Here is a 15,843-nt window from a genome sequence, read left to right on the forward strand (position 1 = left end):
AAATTAGCTACAAAAAAAGCCCCAAGTACGCTACAATATAAGGTTATTTATTTTTGTGATATTCTTAAAATGAACGCGAAACGTTCAAAGTCAGAAGCCAGTCCCGCGCCCTGGAAAAGCATCGGACTGGCTCTGGCTCCCACTTACATAGGAGATAATTTCATTATGCTATATCAAGACCGTCTCAAGCCTTGGATTGTGGTTAATCTGCTGCCAAATTTCCAACGAGTCGTTATGGGTCGATATCGCCGCTGGTCTGATGCGGATGGTCATGTGCGAATTCTGCGACAACTCATTCCGACTGCGCGATTGACCATTATCTTTGACCCAATCGACTAAAACTTTTATTCAGTCAGCTTTAGCTGACTTTAGCTTTGGGTTCCTTGGGTTTGAACCCAAGGCTGTTTATCTTAATATGCATGACATTCAGATTAAATAGGAATATGATGCGATTAGTCTAATCATTCCAGTAAATATAAACAAGTGCAATAAATCCAGATATGAACTCATTTGAACACATAACCATCGAAGGATACCGTCGCTTGTTTTCTGTACAAGTGGATATGCGCCCTCTAACGGTGATGATTGGTGCCAATGGAGTAGGCAAAACATCTTTTTTGGAAATATTTTCACTCCTAGCCGCGTCAGCAAACGGTCAACTACAATCCACTATTTCCGAATTAGGTGGTCTTCGTGATATTGTGACACGTAACCAGAGGGATAGTTTAGCTATCGCCTTGTCCATGTCTGTTCCAGATGAACTCCCCCTAAACTACAACCTCAAAATAAATCTCAAAGGTCAGTTCTATGAAATTGGTCTAGAAACGTTGACTCAACAGCGTGATCCTCATGCCCCACAAGCCTTCAATTACATTGATTCAAGTGGCTTAGATGTCAAATATTCCACGCCACAGGAACGTGGATTATTGCGACCAAATTGGGAACATAATCCCTTAGAAACATCCCTGTCTCAGGTTCCTAAAATGTATCAACAACCGGAGACATTGCGAAAGCGATTAGCCTCCTGTAGTTTTTACCGATCCTGGGAATTAAATGTTGCTCCTAAAAGTCCCGTTCGTTTGCCTCAATCCCTGCGTCCAGCCACGTTACCTGGAGCCAATGGAGAAGATTTAGTCTCCTGCCTTTATTATCTACGAGAAACCGATCCCGATCGATTTGAAATCGTAGAAGATACTCTTTCTGCTGCCTTTCCCGATTTTGAACGATTGAGTTTTCCGCCAGTAGCAGCAGGTACTTTGGCAATGACATGGAAAGATAAAAATTTTTCAGAACCCCTCTATATGCACCAATTATCTGAGGGAGTATTGCGCTTTTTGTGGTTAGTGACACTCTTACAAAGCCGAGATTTAACGGCTGTAACTCTGATTGATGAACCCGAAGTTAGTTTACATCCAGAGTTGCTCCAATTGTTAGCTCATGTCATGCGAGAAGCTGCTCAACGAACTCAACTGATCGTGACAACGCATTCAGATAGACTCATCGGATTTCTTGAACCGAAGGAAGTATTGGTGTGTGACGCCGAAGATGGATTAACTACTCTAACGTGGGCAGATTCTCTGGATTTAGAAAAGTGGCTGGAAGAGTATAGTTTAGACCAACTATGGGCGATGAACCTAATGGGAGGGCGTCCATGAAGATTGCAATTTTAGTTGAAGGATCAACTGAAAAAGCGTTTAAGCCTATCCTAATCGAGTTCCTCAAGCGGTATTTACCCCAACAGATGCCCAAACTAAAGTTTGTCACATCTGGAGCGGGTGGTCGTATTCCTAAAGGAAATAAACTCAAACGTCAGGTTGAAAAACTCCTGACTGGTAAAGATGCTTATGATGCTGTCATTGCACTGACAGACGTTTATACAGATACCAAAGGAATTAGAGATTTTGAAGATGCAGAAGATGCTAAGAAAAAAATGAGGGGATGGGTTGGAAATAACCCCAATTTTTATCCCCATGCTGCGTCCTATGAATTTGAAGCTTGGGTTTTACCGTTTTGGTCAACCATTCAGAAACTGGCTAAACATAATAAGTCGGCTCCCAGTGGCAATCCTGAGAAAGTTAATCATGATAATCCGCCTTCCCAGCGAATTAAAGAAATCTTTGAATTAGGGAAAAGTTCTCGAAGTTATAATAAAGCGCGTGATGCCAAAAAAATTTTAGAGCAAAACGATCTGATGGATGCTATTGAAGCTTGTTCCGAATTAAAGGCGTTTATCAATACAATTTTATCTTTGTCTGGAGGAGATGCAATCCCGTAACAGCAATTACTCTTAATGTCTAGAAAAACCTGCCTCGACAACTGTAGAGACGTTGCATGCAACGTCTCTACAGATTTAGGTGTCTGGGCTTAAAGCCGGTAGGTAGATCTTACGCGCCTACAGATTCCTTGGCGGCGTACATCACCTCAAGAGTAATTTCACTAAACCCTCGCTCCCGCGCAAACTTCTCTGTATTCCGCTTCACTTTACCGCGCACGAAACCTGGAACCTTATTCAATTCAGTTTGCGCTTCTTTATTCCAATTCAAGTCAGAATCAGCGGAAATCCCTTTAGTAATCACTTCCTTGGTATCATGACCACCGAAGATTTCCAACAGGTGATCTTCCATTCCCAAGGTAAAGGAATTGTACACTAAATCAGCCATTTGATTTGTCCCCTCGTAACCCATGAATGGTTTATAACCAATGGGGAAGTCTTGGATGTGAATCGGTGCAGCAATCACACCACAGGGAATATCTAACCGCTTACCCACATGGCGTTCCATCTGAGTGCCAAAAATAGCAGACGGTTCAATCCGCGCGATCGCATCGCCAATTTTGCCGTTATCATCACTAATTAGGATCTCGTCACAGTACTCGCTTACCTGTTCCTTGAACCAGTCCGCGTCGTACTTGCAGTACGTTCCCGCTAACACCACATGAATCCCCATCTCCCGTGCCAAAATCTTGGTCATCGCGGCGGCGTGGGTATTGTCGCCAAAGACAACGGCTTTCTTCCCAGTCAAATTCTGACAGTCAATGGAACGGGAGAACCAAGCGGCTTGGGACACATACAGCGTCTGATTGTTAATATACTCTTCGTAATCAACATCAGCGCCTTGCTGGTTGAGTACCTGCTGCATCTTACGGATACACCGCGCTGTTTCCACTACACCCATCGGCGTGATATCCACATAAGGCATATCGAACTCGGCTTCCAGATAACGCGCCGCCATCATACCGATTTCCCGATAAGGCACTAAATTAAACCAAGCGCGAGGCAAATTCTTCAGATTGTGAACCGAAGCACCTTCTGGGATCACCTCGTTTACTTCAATCCCCAAATCAGCCATTAACCGCTTCAATTCGGTGCAGTCGTGCTGGTTGTGGAAGCCGAGGGTGGAAATGCCAATGATGTTCACCGAAGGCTTTTCTGTCTTCCCTTCGGGTAATTCTCCTTTTTTGTTCGCCTTCTTCAGGTAAAACTGGACAATTTGTTCTAAAGTGCGATCGGCGGCTTGTAGTTCATTGACCCGATAGTGGTTCACATCTGCCAGCATCACATCGCTGTTGGCTTCAAGTTCGGCGCGTTCCACGAAGTTAGCCAAATCTTCTTGGAGAATGCTGGAGGTGCAGGTGGGGGTCAATACAATCAGATCCGGGGTAACTTCCTTATCCTTGCGGATGATATTGTCCACCACTTTTTCCTGAGAACCCCGTGCTAAAACGTGTCGGTCAACGATACTGGCGGTTACTGGGGTGTAATCTCGCTCCCGTTCCAGCATCGATCGCATCACGTTAAAATAATCATCGCCCAGTGGTGCATGCATGATCGCGTGGACATTCTTAAACGAACTGGCAACGCGGAGAGTGCCAATGTGAGCCGGACCTGCATACATCCAGTAAGCTAATTTCATACGAGTTTCTCCCTTGTATTAGTTGCACAAAGCCCGATTGAGGACGAATGGGCAGTGTTATCGGTAAGTTTATGGTTGAGGTCGTTTCTGATTGTCTCAGACTTTTCGCATTTCGTGAGTAGGTATTAACACTGATTTTCTAGGCAGGTAAATCGCCCAAACCCCTTTAGTGACTGGAATTCAGCCTCCCGATAAAACAACTTTACTGTTGTTTATTGCAATCATTCTTAAACTTTCGCGAAATTCCTCAACGTTCAAGTCCTTAACTGCCAATGACCCCCTTCCTACCCAATCTGGTTACATCCAGTCTGTGACGAGAACCGTACATTGAGTCCCTAAAGTCGTCCATAATATCGATAAGACACGAATCATGTTTTTACGAAGAATGGAAGATTACCAAGCTGCATTCATGGAGCGCCATACCGATACTGAAATATTGCAGTGAGCCTGATGAGACAAGCTACAAGCGCTGGTTAGAAGCATATCAGCGTCTCAGCCAGTGGTTAAATAAACAAGCCACTCAGCTTTAAGGAGGATAAAAAATGCAGGAGACGTGGCAAGGAAACCTCAAGCAGGAAATTACCAACCACTATGTGTCAAGTCCACAGGAATGGGTTGATGTGAATATTTCCACGTCAGGTTTATTGAATCTGACTATCGTGAGTGAGCACTTTGCCGATTTATCTATACCTCAGCGAAAGGAGCAGGTGCTAAGTTTCCTGCACCAATTAAAGGTTCCTTTGTCTCCTGGTTTTTTATCCCTGTATACGCCTCAAGAAGCCGAATCACTTAATCTTTCACGTCCACAGGTTGTTAATGGATCTTTGGTATACACCTGGCAAGATTTAGCGCTACAGGCAGCTAATCCGCAAAATTATCCTCAACCTGCTCAACGCGAACCTCGTGTGCCTCGGACAGTGACGTTTTATTCTTTTAAAGGAGGAGTAGGTCGAACGACTGCATTAACTCATGTTGCCTGGATTCTGGCGATGCGCGGTCGCAAAGTTGTTGCTGTTGATTTAGATCTAGAGGCACCAGGTTTAAGTACAGCATTCAACCTAAATCCGCAACCGGAGTATGGAATTGTTGACTATTTTTATGAGCGTTCCTACTTACCAGAGGGAGTGGAACCTAGTATTTCAGTTGCTAAAATATTTGGCGAAGTTAGAATACCTAATGCCACAGGCAGATTATTCGTCGTTCCCGCTGGTTATCTCAACCTAGATTATGTTTCTAAGGTTGATGATCTGCGAGCTATTACCGTTGTAGACTCGGGAGAAAGTCTTTGGTCGGTTTTCACTCATGAAATTAAAGACCAGTTGCAACCTGACATTATCCTGGTCGATTCGCGAACTGGAATTAATCAATGGGGAGCTTTATCATTGCTACAAGCGGCTGACGAGGTGATTATATTTCTATTTCCTAATGAACAAAATCGACAGGGAATTGAACTGCTGCTCCAATCAATTCAGGCACTAAAAAATATATCGATAAATTTTGTTTTTACCCCAGTACCTGATGTAACAGAAACGGGTATGTCTAAAGTCAGGAAAATTGGGAATAATTTGCATAAAAATATCAAGAATGCCAGGGATATCAATGATGAAACAAATGAAGACGAAACGAGTGATAGTGACTCAGATTTAGATGAATCTCAGCCTGAACTAGCCGAACCGCTAGTAGTTCCCTACCTTTCGCCAATTGCTTTGGCTGATAGCTATCCTGTACCAGCGTTGGTAGATTATTATACTCGCATCGCTAATCTAATTGATGAGGAAACTGATAAGCTTAAACGAAAAAGCATTTTAACTGGCGCAGAGCATCGCTGGGAAATTATTGAAAGTCTTGAATTTCCTGAAGTCAACGCTGCTGATCCCAAGCAAGAACTGAGTCTCCTGTTTCAGCGCACTACTGATTTTGAACGATTTTTAGATGATATGAATTGTCTGAACAAGGGTCGGAAAGGAACGGATAAAACTGCTCTGTATTGGCTTCTACTTAAACATAAAAGTGTTGCTCAAAAACTAGCTCATGGTCGGTTAGATAATACAGTTTGCTTTTCCGGTCATGGTAGATTTCATGATAGCCGCCCATCTCGCGATGAATTCAAAACGATTCAGAAAGAATTACAGAGGGAAGAAGGATCATGGGAAGCTTTTTGGAGAGCTTATTTACTGCTTAGATTATTTAAAGAAAAGTATTTTAAGTTTCCTCGAGGTAAAAAAGGTGCAAATTTTAATGACTTGAAAGCAATTTTCAGGGATTTACCCGGAGACAGATGGCAATATGAGTATACTCAAAGTTTGATTCGTTTGTCTAGTGATTCAAGTTTACGGCTTATCGTCAAAGATGCAATAGATCTTATTGATGAACAAGCTAAAAGTGAATCTGAAACCCTTTGGTTTCTCTATGATGATTTAGATGAAGATTTTCCTGAAGTTTGTGAGGTAAGACACCAAGCAATGAGAAACGCTATAAAATTGCCGATATCTATGTCTACGGTTTCGAGATGATTTGCCAAGGTGCAGTGTAGTAACCGCCATCATACTCGACCCAACAAGCCCATAAACCCTCTAACTGACCTCTCAACTTGTGTGCCTTTAAACTGAAGTTCCCCCAACCAAAAAATCAAAACTGCCTCACCGGGCGGCTTTGCGCGATTTTTTAGCCGCCGTACATGGATGCCAATCACTGAAACATCGATGTAGCGGGGGTTTTCACCGATCTCTTCTCTATTGCAAAAATAGCGCGATACGTTTGGTGAGCCGGATTTGTTTAAAATAGATACACTAAGCCACAATTTTAAATCCTACCAAATCGTTGAACCAACGCAAAATCGTTGCTAATTAAGAATTATTCTCACCGTTTTTTTGACCGTAACGTTCTGTAAAGCAACAAATCTCTCATCTAAATCCACTCCTAAGAAAAGTTTTAATTATCACCGACAGACTAGACTCTGAACGAATCCCCGATCTGTGATAATGGATCAAGAGATTCCCCAGTTATCCAGGAAAAAGTCCACAAGAGAAAAACTGTATCCCAGACTACGAACCATCACCTAATGCGAATCTTATTTTTGCATTCCAACTTTCCCGCCCAATTCCGCCACCTCGCCGTTAGCTTGGCGCAAGACCCGCGTCACCAGGTTGTCTTTGGCACAACCCGCAAAGAAGGTCAATTACCTGGTGTTGCCAAAGCTATCTATGCACCGTCCCGCCAAGCCCGTCCAGAAACCCATCACTACGTCCGCCCCTTGGAAAATGCGGTGCTACAAGGGCAAGCGGTTTATCGCCTGTGTGAACAATTCAAAGCCCAAGGGTTTATTCCCGATGTGGTTTACGGTCATTCCGGTTGGGGTCCGACGTTCTTTATCAAAGACAGTTTCCCCAAGGCGAAATTGTTATGCTATTTTGAGTGGTTTTATCACGCTCATGGTTCAGACGCTGACTTCGAGCCAGCAGAACCCCTCAACGCCGACGATGAAGCCCGGATTCGGATCAAAAATGCGCCGATTCTGATTGATTTGTACACTTGCGATCGCGGACTTTCTCCCACCCATTGGCAGCAGCAACAGTTCCCCCCAGAGTATCGGGATAAAATTACGGTACACCATGATGGCATTGACACCAACTTTTTTCAACCGAAACCGGGACACAAATTAGTCCTCCCTCGGTTAAATTTAGACCTATCTCACGTCGAGGAACTTATCACTTATGTCGCTAGAGGGATGGAACCCTATCGCGGCTTTCCCCAGTTAATAGAAACCATTGCCTTACTGCAAGAAAAACGCCCCAATTGCCATGCAGTTATCGTTGGGGAAAATCGTGTTGCTTATGGAAAATCGCTTCCGGATGGCAAAACCTATAAGGATGCCATGCTAGAAAAATTTCCCCTGGATCTTAACCGCGTTCATTTTACCGGGTTACTTCCCTATCCCGATTATCTGCAAGTGTTACAAGCCTCTACGGTTCATATTTATTTAACCCGTCCGTTTGTTTTATCCTGGTCAATGTTAGAAGCTTTATCAACAGCGTGTTTAGTGGTGGCGTCGAACACTGCACCTGTAACTGAAGTCATTCAGGATGGGGTGAATGGTTTATTAGCCGACTTTTTTTCGCCCCAAGCCATTGCTGAACGGGTGGAAGAAGTGCTGAATCATCCTAACGGGATGGCGGCGCTGCGAGTTCAAGCGCGAAAAACGATTCTGGATCGTTATGATTTATCTCAATTATTAGTGCAGCATATCCAGTGGATCGAACAAGCTAATACGTTATAAGTCAATTGTAGGGGCGCAAAGCTTTGCGCCCGATTTAATGGTAATAGTTATTCCACAATTTTAGCTGGGTCACTCTAGTGGCGTGGCACACCTTATTTGGTGGATTAGAATTGTAGGGGCGCAAGGCTTGCGCCCGGTTTAACCCTTCGACTTCGCGGCAATTGAGCCTGTCGAAATTCAGGGTTAAACGTCAAATCTATTCCACAATTTTAGCTGTGTCAGCCCACTACTGGCTTGGCACACCTAATTTAGTGGATTAGCCTTATACCCAGAAAACTTATACGATTAGGGGCTAAAGCCCCTACTACGAACCTAATCTATCCCACGATTTTAGCTGTGTCAGTCCACTACAAGAAGTTTTAATTCGCATTAGCTCAGGGCGTGACGTTGAGCGTCTAATAACTCCTGGATTCCTATTTCTGCCATATCAATTAACTGATTAAGCTGAGTCCGACTAAAGCTTTCTTCTTCCGCCGTTCCCTGAATTTCAATAATATTTAATTCGTCGTTCATGACAATATTGAAATCCGTTTGTGCGGCGACATCTTCTTCGTACTTCAAATCCAAAAACGGCTCACCCGCCAACAATCCCACCGAAACTGCCGCGATTTGGTGACGGATTGGCGATCGCTCTAATTCTCCAGCTTGGACTAATTTATCTAACGCCTCAGCCAGGGCGACGTATCCCCCAGTAATCGAAGCGGTGCGGGTTCCTGCATCAGCTTGCAGCACATCCGCATCCACAAAAACGGTGCGTTCTCCTAATGCGGTTAAATCTACAGCCGCTCTTAAACTGCGTCCAATCAATCGTTGAATCTCTTGAGTTCGACCCGATAGTTTGAGTAATTCCCGGGTTTGGCGTTGGGGTGTGGCGCCGGGAAGCATCCGATACTCGGCGGTTAACCAACCACTACCTGTTCCTTCCAGAAATCGAGGGATTCCCGGCTGAATGGTGACATTACACAACACCTGGGTATCACCGCACTTGGTCAATACAGAAGCTGGTGCAAACTTAGTGAATCCGCGTACAAAACTGATGGGACGGAGTTGGTTGGGTTGGCGATGATCAGGACGTTGCCAAGACATGGTAGTTAAGTAGGTGTGAACAATTAAAGTTAACGGTGGGGATTGTCATTCGTCATTCGTCATTCGTCATTTGTTTATGTAAGGGTTTGAGGACTATTGACATAACTTGTCGGGTGTTAGGTTTATTTCCACCAACCTCCTTATTTCCGATTCAAAAAATTTTAATCGTCCAGTTCAAGTTTGTGCAAGATATTCTGCTGAACTTGCTCTGGCGGTTGGTCACCGTTTATCGTCAACAGCTTTTGACGATAGTCATAGTACTCCAGGATGGGAACCGTGCGCTCGTGGAATAACTCGATGCGGCGCGGGACAATTTTGGGATGGTCATCCAGACGAGACTTGGTTGATGTGCTGCTATCTTGAGCTTGGTTTTGGGATCGCTCCACGGAACGAGTCATCATCACGGATTCGGGTACGGTTAAGTAAATTGCCCAATCTAGCTGCTGATTTAAGTCCTCCAGCAGAAAATCCAATTCCTCGGCTTGGAACGCGGTACGGGGATACCCCTCCAACACCCACCCTTTCGCCGTGTCGGGTTGCATCAGGTGCTGGCGCATGAATTCGATCAGGATTTCATCTGGGACTAATTCTCCCTTCTCGACGTAGGGCTGCGCCTTACGACCTAAGTCAGTTTGAGATGCGATCGCACGACGCAAAATGTTACCACTGGAAATTTCTACCATACCGAGATGGCGACACAACTGTCGCGCCTGTGTGCTTTTCCCTGAACCTGGACCTCCCAGAATCACCAGTCTCACGATAATAGCTCCTCTGTTCCTAGCCTGGACAAGTCTTTCATGACAAATGTTGCACAAATCCTTTGCATCTGGGCAGGTTTTGACACTACTGACCGTCATTTTGCCACGAATCCCCGTGGATGAACATTCTCCAGATTAAGGTATTTTTCCCCATCTCCCTCCTCTTCTCTATCTTCCTCATCTCCTTCATCTTCCCTACGGAACTCACTCTTGACGGACTTGTAGATATGGTGTTTGATTAGGGATGCCACTGAAAAAAATACGCTATATCTTGTTCGCTGCATCGATTAAATTTCTAGTTACGGTTCCTTGAGGTACTTGTGAGTTTTGTGATACAGTGACAATGTAGGTAGGAATCGGGCAAAAGGGAGGACGTGTTGGATTTGATTTAAGTTGTAAATGGCTAGAATTCCCAGCCCAAAAGGATTCGGTGGAATAGCGGCTTTGGGCGATCGCTCCAACATGGTTAAAAGCGAATTCTGCCAAAAAGCTGTCTAAAGCGACCAATAGACACTGATCGAGGAAGGCTTGAGCTGTGTCCATTAGATTCATTGCTCTTTAATAGTTGACTATGGTTTCCCAGTTAGAAACTCCTACCCTTAATTCAACCCATCCCTTGACCTACACGCTAGAAGGGTTGGTACAAGTCTTTACCAGTTCCCAGCGCAGCTTTTTTACCAATGTGATAGCTCAAGGCTTGAGAATAGCTGGACAGGGGACACCAGTGCTGGTGGTTCAGTTTCTCAAAGGGGGTATTGGTCAAGGACACCAGCATCCAATTCGGTTAGGACAGTATTTAGAATGGATTCGCTGTGACTTACCGCGATATATTGATACCCCAGAGTTAGATGAGGCAGAACATAGTTCACTCAAGCAGTTGTGGCATCATACTCAGCAGGTCGTGTATGAGGGGAAATACTCTGTCGTTGTCCTTGATGAATTGAGTTTAGCGATCAACTACGGCTTAATCCCCCTCAGTGAAGTATTGAGGTTTCTGGAAAGTCGCCCTAGTTCCGTGGATATTATTCTCACAGGACCCGATATGCCCCCAGAACTTTTGGAGGTGGCTGACCAAATTACAGAAATTCGTCGCAGTCATCAGCCTTAGCCGCTATAAGCTGAAGCGGTGACAAGTTACTTGAATAGTAGGCAGGGTGTGGGGTGTGGGGTGTGGGGTGTAGGGAAAAATTGAACCCCTCTGTCAGTTTGGTACAGAATAGAGTAGAACACTGTACAATGTTTACCTGAACGTGTTTTGTCGCAAGGTACAGTGACATGGCAGCGGCAGCGAAAGCGGTTCGTTTCCAGCTTGGAAACATTGAGGTTTCTGGTTATCAGCTAACCTCTGATCAGGATCAGCGTTTGTTGTTCACCCACAGGCAAATCGCCGAAGTCGTGGGAAAAAGTAAGGGAACAGCGCAAAAGTTTTGTAAATCAAACGAAAACAACTTGCCAGAAACTGTCAAGACTGTGGTTCCGGACAAACCGAGACCGATCGCGTTATCATCCTGGGATGCAGCCGTAGCATTTTGGCAATATCAAGCGGATGCAGGGAATGAGACAGCAACGGCTTTAGTGGAAGCGGCGAATGCTACATCCTTAGAGACTCTCCAAATTAAAACAGCAAGTGATATCGAGTCAGTTGAGACTCCCTATCCCAAAGACATAGACGGTGCGATCGCAGAATTACCCCAAACCGATGAATTTCCCCTGGATAACCAACTCCAGCAACTGGATCAGGGGTTACAGTTAATCGCCAAATGGTTAGAAGAAGCGGGATTGGATCAACGTGCGATCGCGTCTTGGAAATTGAATGTACTCACCCAGCGTTTTCCGGCTTTAACCAGTGCAGCCAACGAAGCACAGCAGCTTTTAGTCACCGATTCGGTTGAGGAACCATCCGGGATGATCGCCTCCCAAGTGGCTGAGAAGGTGTCACAGCAATTAGGACGAAAAGTTAAAGCCGCTCAAGTCAACGCCGCACTCCATGAATTAGGCATTCAGGAATGGACAAAACCCGGTTCGAGGGAGCGGCGACTGACCGAGAAAGGAAAAGCATACGGGCGAGCCATGCTAGCCACCTCTAAAACCAATGCCTGGAGTGGAGCGCAACTGAGATGGTTTGATAATGTTGTACCTTTGTTATGTGACTTTTTCAAATCTTCAAAATAAAATAAGTCAATTGGTTGCCATTTAGGGTATCCTAGTAAGTCGGCTTATAGTGATCTGCGATGATTAAAAACGATACCTGGATAACTCAAATGGCTCAAAAGGGTATGATTACACCGTTTGAGTCTAAGCAGATGCGTCGTGTTGATGATTTACCTGTCATCTCATTCGGTTTAAGTAGCTTTGGCTATGACATCAGACTCTCACCGATGGAATTTCGTATTTTTCGACATATTCCCGGTACTGTAGTCGATCCAAAGAATTTTAATCCTGATAATTTAGAGCCAACAAAACTTTATACAGATGTTAATGGCAGCTATTTTATTCTGCCTGCACACTCCTATGGTCTAGGAGTTGCTCTAGAACGGTTAGAAATCCCTGAAAACGTTACAGTAATTTGTATTGGCAAGAGTACTTATGCCCGCTGTGGAATCATTGCCAATGTAACTCCGGCTGAAGCAGCTTGGCGAGGCTACTTAACATTAGAGTTATCTAACTCTTCCAGTGCGGATTGTCGAATTTACGCCAATGAAGGAATAGTACAGTTGATGTTTCTCGAAGGAGAATCGTGTTCCGTTAGCTATGAAACTCGTCAGGGTAAGTATCAGGATCAACCTAATTCTGTAATTATTGCTCGTGTTTGAACTCTCATTCAAAGTCTAATAAATATTGTGAGTTTAAGCGGGAGTGTTAAATGTCTATACTCACAGACACTGACTTGAAAAAGATTTTATGTTTTGATGAAGAACAGTGGAATAAAAAAGAAAAAACCCTGTTAATTCAGAATGGCTCAGATGATTGCATAACCCCTATGGGGTATGATTTGCGGGTAGGAGGATTTTGCAAAAGATTTATTGCTAAGCCTAATCTAGTCACTCTAAACGAAAAAGGTAAAATAGAAATTAAACCAGGAGATATTGCTCTGATTGGAACTTTAGAAAAAATAAAAATGCCTCAAGATGGATCAATATCAGCTTTGATTTTATCAAGAGTATCTCAAGTTTCAAGGGGGTTATCTAATATATCCACAAAAGTTGATCCTGGATGGGCAGAAGGAGAATTAATAATACCAGTGCAAAATTTTTCCAGAGATACGGTAAAACTAAGCTACGGGGATAAACTATGCACTATAGTTTTTTTTGAAAATACTTCCAATTCATCTTCTTTATATGACTCAGGAGCAAGTAGAGAAAAATTCTTTAAATTACTTGCTCAAACTCGCAAGCAGTCGCTAAATCGAGAAATTATTCTGGGTATAACATCTGTGACTATTGTCGGAATTGCTTTTGCCGTAGGATGGCTTGTATTTAAAAATAGTTTGGGATTCGCTGTTACTGTAACGGTAGGAATCGCATTAGAAAAAGTAGCTTCAGGAATAGCCGCAAGATTACTAGGAATAAGATAAATATTAGTCATTGTACTACTATAATAAAGAGGATCACTGGACTATTTCATAGGTTGAGTAAAGTGGAACGATTTTGTATCGATGTAATTGCAGCAACACCAAATCCGCAACAACTGGTTTGGGCAGCAATGCACCAAGATTACTCAGAAGATTATGTTTGGCATAGCCGCGATCGCTGGCCCCCCGAACAGCGGTCAGGTGAACTGATTGTTAAGCATTTGTTGGCGGGTGAGCGAGGACATTATGGATGCTTAGAACATCCCCAAATTACGTTTAATGTTGGTTATTTCCCTCACTCAATGATGCAGCAAGTTCGCACACATAGAGTTGGCGTGAGCTTCGATGTTCAATGTTTGGCGGCTAATACTCAGGTAACGTTTGTTAACGATAAGGGGGAAACGTCCAAAGAACTCAGAATAACGATTGGGGAGTTGTACGACCTATGGACAAATGGTGAAAAAAATATCCCTCAAAAATCAATATCAAAGATAAAGCGAGAACCGTATAAACCCTATCACAGCAACGGGGAAAACCGCATCCAATCAATGAAGTTGCGCGTTCTCAATGAAGACAAGGGATTATTTGAAATGGGGACTATTAAAGATGTAATATATAGTGGAATTCAGCCCGTTTATCGAGTCACTTTAGCCGATGGTAAAACCCTTGATTGCACGGTAAATCATCGCTTGTTTACAGCAGCAGGTTGGCAGAGGATGGGTGATGCCGTTGGCTTAGTCATATCGGCAGATGGCTGCGTTATCAAACTAACAAAGTCTTGCTCGGTGATGTGTAATGGTATAGCCGTGGCTAGTAACACAGAACTATTACAGTGGCAATCTCAGCTACAGTCTACTGGTACTAACATTCAGGCGCACCCCGTCAACGTTATTAAGGTTGAGTATCTGGGTGAACATAAGACCTATGATTTAGAGGTAGACGGTGAATGGCATAACTTTGTCGCTAATGGAATGGTGGTTCATAATTCCTTTCGCTATACTGGACAGCGAATTATTAATGTTGCTCAAGGAAAGCAAGACGTAGAAGAGGTATTTTACCTACGCCCTGTGGGAAACTACACAAACCGTCAGGGAAAGCGTTATTTCTATTCTGAAGCCCAACGGAATGAAGATCTAAAGTGGTGTTTAGCGGCGTGTCAACGGTATCAGCAACGAATTGAAGAAGGCTTATCTGAAGAACATGCTAGAGGCTTGATTCCCTTTGACGCCAGACAGAATTTTGTCCTCAGTTGTAATATGCGATCGCTGATGCATCTTTTAGACTTACGATGGAAAAAAGATGCTCAACTAGAGGCGCAGAAGTTCTGTGAGCTTCTCTATGTACATTTTGAACAATGGTCTCCGGCTGTCGCTCAGTGGTATAAAGAAAACCGTGCCAAAAAAGCTAAATTATCGCCCTAAATCGATGCCAGATTTTCTAAAAACTGTAACAAAAGCGACAAAATCCTCCCTGTTGTAGAGACGTTCCGGCGGAACGTCTCTCCTACTTAGCAAGTTAGGATAATCTCCCTCTCCTTAAAACTTTAGTTTGTATCTGAGGTAATTCAGCCGCACTCATCCCATCCACTATTGTTCGCTTCAGCATCGGATTGTCTTGATGGGTAAACCCCGTATCACTATCAGGATGAAACACCACAACAGTTAAGCTGTTGTGATGAGTCCGAAACTTATGCAAACTATTCGCTGGAATCAAGAAAAGAGTACCCGGTTCTACACTCGTGACAACCTGTGGAGTTTCAACGTCCCCGGCACCAGCTACCACAATGCCAATGCGATAGCTTGGGTGAGTATGCAAGGTTTGATTGACCCCTGGTGGAAAATACATAGCATTTAAACAAGGATCACCTAACTTGATAGGAGGGATGAGTAGGCTATTTGTACCACCGTCAATATAAGCAAATCGACCCGTTGGTTCAATGGCTCCACCTAAACTGAACATTCCTTGATAGTTTAGACAAGTAATCACCATTCCCGATGAATTTTGTCCCTCAATATAACCTTGATTCGGCAAACAGAAGTACATCCAAGGGTGTAGACGATAATGTTCTGAACGCCATCGCCGAAATAGCAGCGGATGTCCCTGGTGAATGAACCCGAAGTGAGTTCCCGTTGTTGGCAGCTCAAGGGAGCCTCCTTGCCAAGTTCTCAAGATTGCTGGGAATGTATCCTGACTAAGATCCTCAACACTATTGTGTTGGAGTGAGTAGAGTTTCAGAGTCAT

15 protein-coding genes and 1 pseudogene are annotated in these 15,843 nt (G+C 43.9%); 10 read left to right on the top strand and 6 right to left on the bottom strand.

The genetic code is table 11. The features are described from left to right. Positions 1–165 precede the first annotated feature (165 nt). The 3 genes from RIG66_RS21810 (at position 166) to RIG66_RS21820 (ending at position 2,275) form a co-directional block, all read left to right on the top strand. Positions 166–339, top strand: a complete 174-nt coding sequence (locus RIG66_RS21810; protein WP_446380827.1) for a hypothetical protein — start codon at positions 166–168, stop codon at positions 337–339. Between the two features lie 161 nt (positions 340–500). Further along, the gene (locus tag RIG66_RS21815; RefSeq protein WP_446380828.1) at positions 501–1,655 is read left to right on the top strand and encodes an AAA family ATPase; all 1,155 of its coding nucleotides are present in this window, start codon (positions 501–503) and stop codon (positions 1,653–1,655) included. Then, positions 1,652–2,275, top strand: a complete 624-nt coding sequence (locus RIG66_RS21820; RefSeq protein WP_446380829.1) for a DUF4276 family protein — start codon at positions 1,652–1,654, stop codon at positions 2,273–2,275. The genes RIG66_RS21815 and RIG66_RS21820 overlap by 4 nt, the downstream gene beginning before the upstream one ends. 109 nt (positions 2,276–2,384) lie before the next feature. Here RIG66_RS21820 and bchB read toward each other — a convergent pair whose 3' ends face one another. Continuing rightward, complete coding sequence (gene bchB / locus RIG66_RS21825) at positions 2,385–3,911, bottom strand: ferredoxin:protochlorophyllide reductase (ATP-dependent) subunit B (RefSeq protein WP_446380830.1); 1,527 nt, start codon at positions 3,909–3,911, stop codon at positions 2,385–2,387. A 542-nt stretch (positions 3,912–4,453) separates the two neighbouring features. On the opposite strand from bchB, the pseudogene RIG66_RS21830 reads away from it, so the two are divergent. Then, positions 4,454–6,394: pseudogene (locus tag RIG66_RS21830) on the top strand (KGGVGR-motif variant AAA ATPase); the annotation flags it as partial. Between the two features lie 578 nt (positions 6,395–6,972). Next, entirely contained in the window at positions 6,973–8,187 is a 1,215-nt protein-coding gene (locus RIG66_RS21835; protein ID WP_446380831.1) for a glycosyltransferase, read from the top strand. Positions 8,188–8,556: 369 nt separating this feature from the next. On the opposite strand, the gene rph is transcribed toward RIG66_RS21835, so the two are convergent. From rph to RIG66_RS21855, 4 genes are all read right to left on the bottom strand, one after another. Further along, entirely contained in the window at positions 8,557–9,273 is a 717-nt protein-coding gene (gene rph, locus RIG66_RS21840; RefSeq protein ID WP_446380832.1) for a ribonuclease PH, read from the bottom strand. A 161-nt stretch (positions 9,274–9,434) separates the two neighbouring features. Next, the gene (locus RIG66_RS21845; RefSeq protein ID WP_446380833.1) at positions 9,435–10,031 is read right to left on the bottom strand and encodes an adenylate kinase; all 597 of its coding nucleotides are present in this window, start codon (positions 10,029–10,031) and stop codon (positions 9,435–9,437) included. Positions 10,032–10,126: 95 nt separating this feature from the next. After that, complete coding sequence (locus RIG66_RS21850) at positions 10,127–10,282, bottom strand: hypothetical protein (RefSeq protein WP_446380834.1); 156 nt, start codon at positions 10,280–10,282, stop codon at positions 10,127–10,129. 13 nt (positions 10,283–10,295) lie between these two features. After that, positions 10,296–10,583, bottom strand: a complete 288-nt coding sequence (locus RIG66_RS21855) for a hypothetical protein (protein ID WP_446380835.1) — start codon at positions 10,581–10,583, stop codon at positions 10,296–10,298. A 19-nt stretch (positions 10,584–10,602) separates the two neighbouring features. Between RIG66_RS21855 and RIG66_RS21860 the strand changes: the two genes are divergently transcribed. From RIG66_RS21860 to thyX, 5 genes are all read left to right on the top strand, one after another. Beyond that, positions 10,603–11,139 carry a P-loop NTPase family protein gene (locus RIG66_RS21860; protein ID WP_446380836.1) on the top strand — a complete coding sequence of 179 codons (537 nt, stop codon included), beginning with the start codon at positions 10,603–10,605 and terminating at the stop codon, positions 11,137–11,139. A gap of 167 nt (positions 11,140–11,306) precedes the next feature. Continuing rightward, the gene (locus RIG66_RS21865; RefSeq protein WP_446380837.1) at positions 11,307–12,203 is read left to right on the top strand and encodes a hypothetical protein; all 897 of its coding nucleotides are present in this window, start codon (positions 11,307–11,309) and stop codon (positions 12,201–12,203) included. A gap of 59 nt (positions 12,204–12,262) precedes the next feature. Then, on the top strand, positions 12,263–12,844 hold the full coding sequence (gene dcd / locus RIG66_RS21870; protein WP_446380838.1) for a dCTP deaminase: 582 nt from the start codon (positions 12,263–12,265) through the stop codon (positions 12,842–12,844). 50 nt (positions 12,845–12,894) lie between these two features. Continuing rightward, positions 12,895–13,605, top strand: coding sequence for a dCTP deaminase (locus RIG66_RS21875; protein WP_446380839.1), 711 nt, complete (start codon positions 12,895–12,897; stop codon positions 13,603–13,605). A gap of 62 nt (positions 13,606–13,667) precedes the next feature. Then, positions 13,668–15,023, top strand: a complete 1,356-nt coding sequence (gene thyX, locus RIG66_RS21880) for an FAD-dependent thymidylate synthase (protein WP_446380840.1) — start codon at positions 13,668–13,670, stop codon at positions 15,021–15,023. A gap of 94 nt (positions 15,024–15,117) precedes the next feature. Here thyX and RIG66_RS21885 read toward each other — a convergent pair whose 3' ends face one another. Continuing rightward, the gene (locus RIG66_RS21885; protein WP_446380841.1) at positions 15,118–15,843 is read right to left on the bottom strand and encodes a cupin domain-containing protein; all 726 of its coding nucleotides are present in this window, start codon (positions 15,841–15,843) and stop codon (positions 15,118–15,120) included.

The sequence above is a fragment of the Coleofasciculus sp. E2-BRE-01 genome (assembly GCF_040221695.1).
Taxonomy (GTDB): domain Bacteria; phylum Cyanobacteriota; class Cyanobacteriia; order Cyanobacteriales; family Coleofasciculaceae; genus Coleofasciculus.

Excerpts from the sequence above, each read along its gene's own strand:
- RIG66_RS21810 (WP_446380827.1), top strand. The coding sequence starts at position 166 with ATGCTATATCAAGACCGTCTCAAGCCTTGGATTGTGGTTAATCTGCTG.
- RIG66_RS21815 (WP_446380828.1), top strand. The coding sequence starts at position 501 with ATGAACTCATTTGAACACATAACCATCGAAGGATACCGTCGCTTGTTT.
- RIG66_RS21820 (WP_446380829.1), top strand. The coding sequence starts at position 1,652 with ATGAAGATTGCAATTTTAGTTGAAGGATCAACTGAAAAAGCGTTTAAG.
- bchB (WP_446380830.1), bottom strand. The coding sequence starts at position 3,911 with ATGAAATTAGCTTACTGGATGTATGCAGGTCCGGCTCACATTGGCACT.
- RIG66_RS21835 (WP_446380831.1), top strand. The coding sequence starts at position 6,973 with ATGCGAATCTTATTTTTGCATTCCAACTTTCCCGCCCAATTCCGCCAC.
- rph (WP_446380832.1), bottom strand. The coding sequence starts at position 9,273 with ATGTCTTGGCAACGTCCTGATCATCGCCAACCCAACCAACTCCGTCCC.
- RIG66_RS21855 (WP_446380835.1), bottom strand. The coding sequence starts at position 10,583 with ATGAATCTAATGGACACAGCTCAAGCCTTCCTCGATCAGTGTCTATTG.
- RIG66_RS21860 (WP_446380836.1), top strand. The coding sequence starts at position 10,603 with ATGGTTTCCCAGTTAGAAACTCCTACCCTTAATTCAACCCATCCCTTG.
- RIG66_RS21865 (WP_446380837.1), top strand. The coding sequence starts at position 11,307 with ATGGCAGCGGCAGCGAAAGCGGTTCGTTTCCAGCTTGGAAACATTGAG.
- dcd (WP_446380838.1), top strand. The coding sequence starts at position 12,263 with ATGATTAAAAACGATACCTGGATAACTCAAATGGCTCAAAAGGGTATG.
- RIG66_RS21875 (WP_446380839.1), top strand. The coding sequence starts at position 12,895 with ATGTCTATACTCACAGACACTGACTTGAAAAAGATTTTATGTTTTGAT.
- RIG66_RS21885 (WP_446380841.1), bottom strand. The coding sequence starts at position 15,843 with ATGACTCTGAAACTCTACTCACTCCAACACAATAGTGTTGAGGATCTT.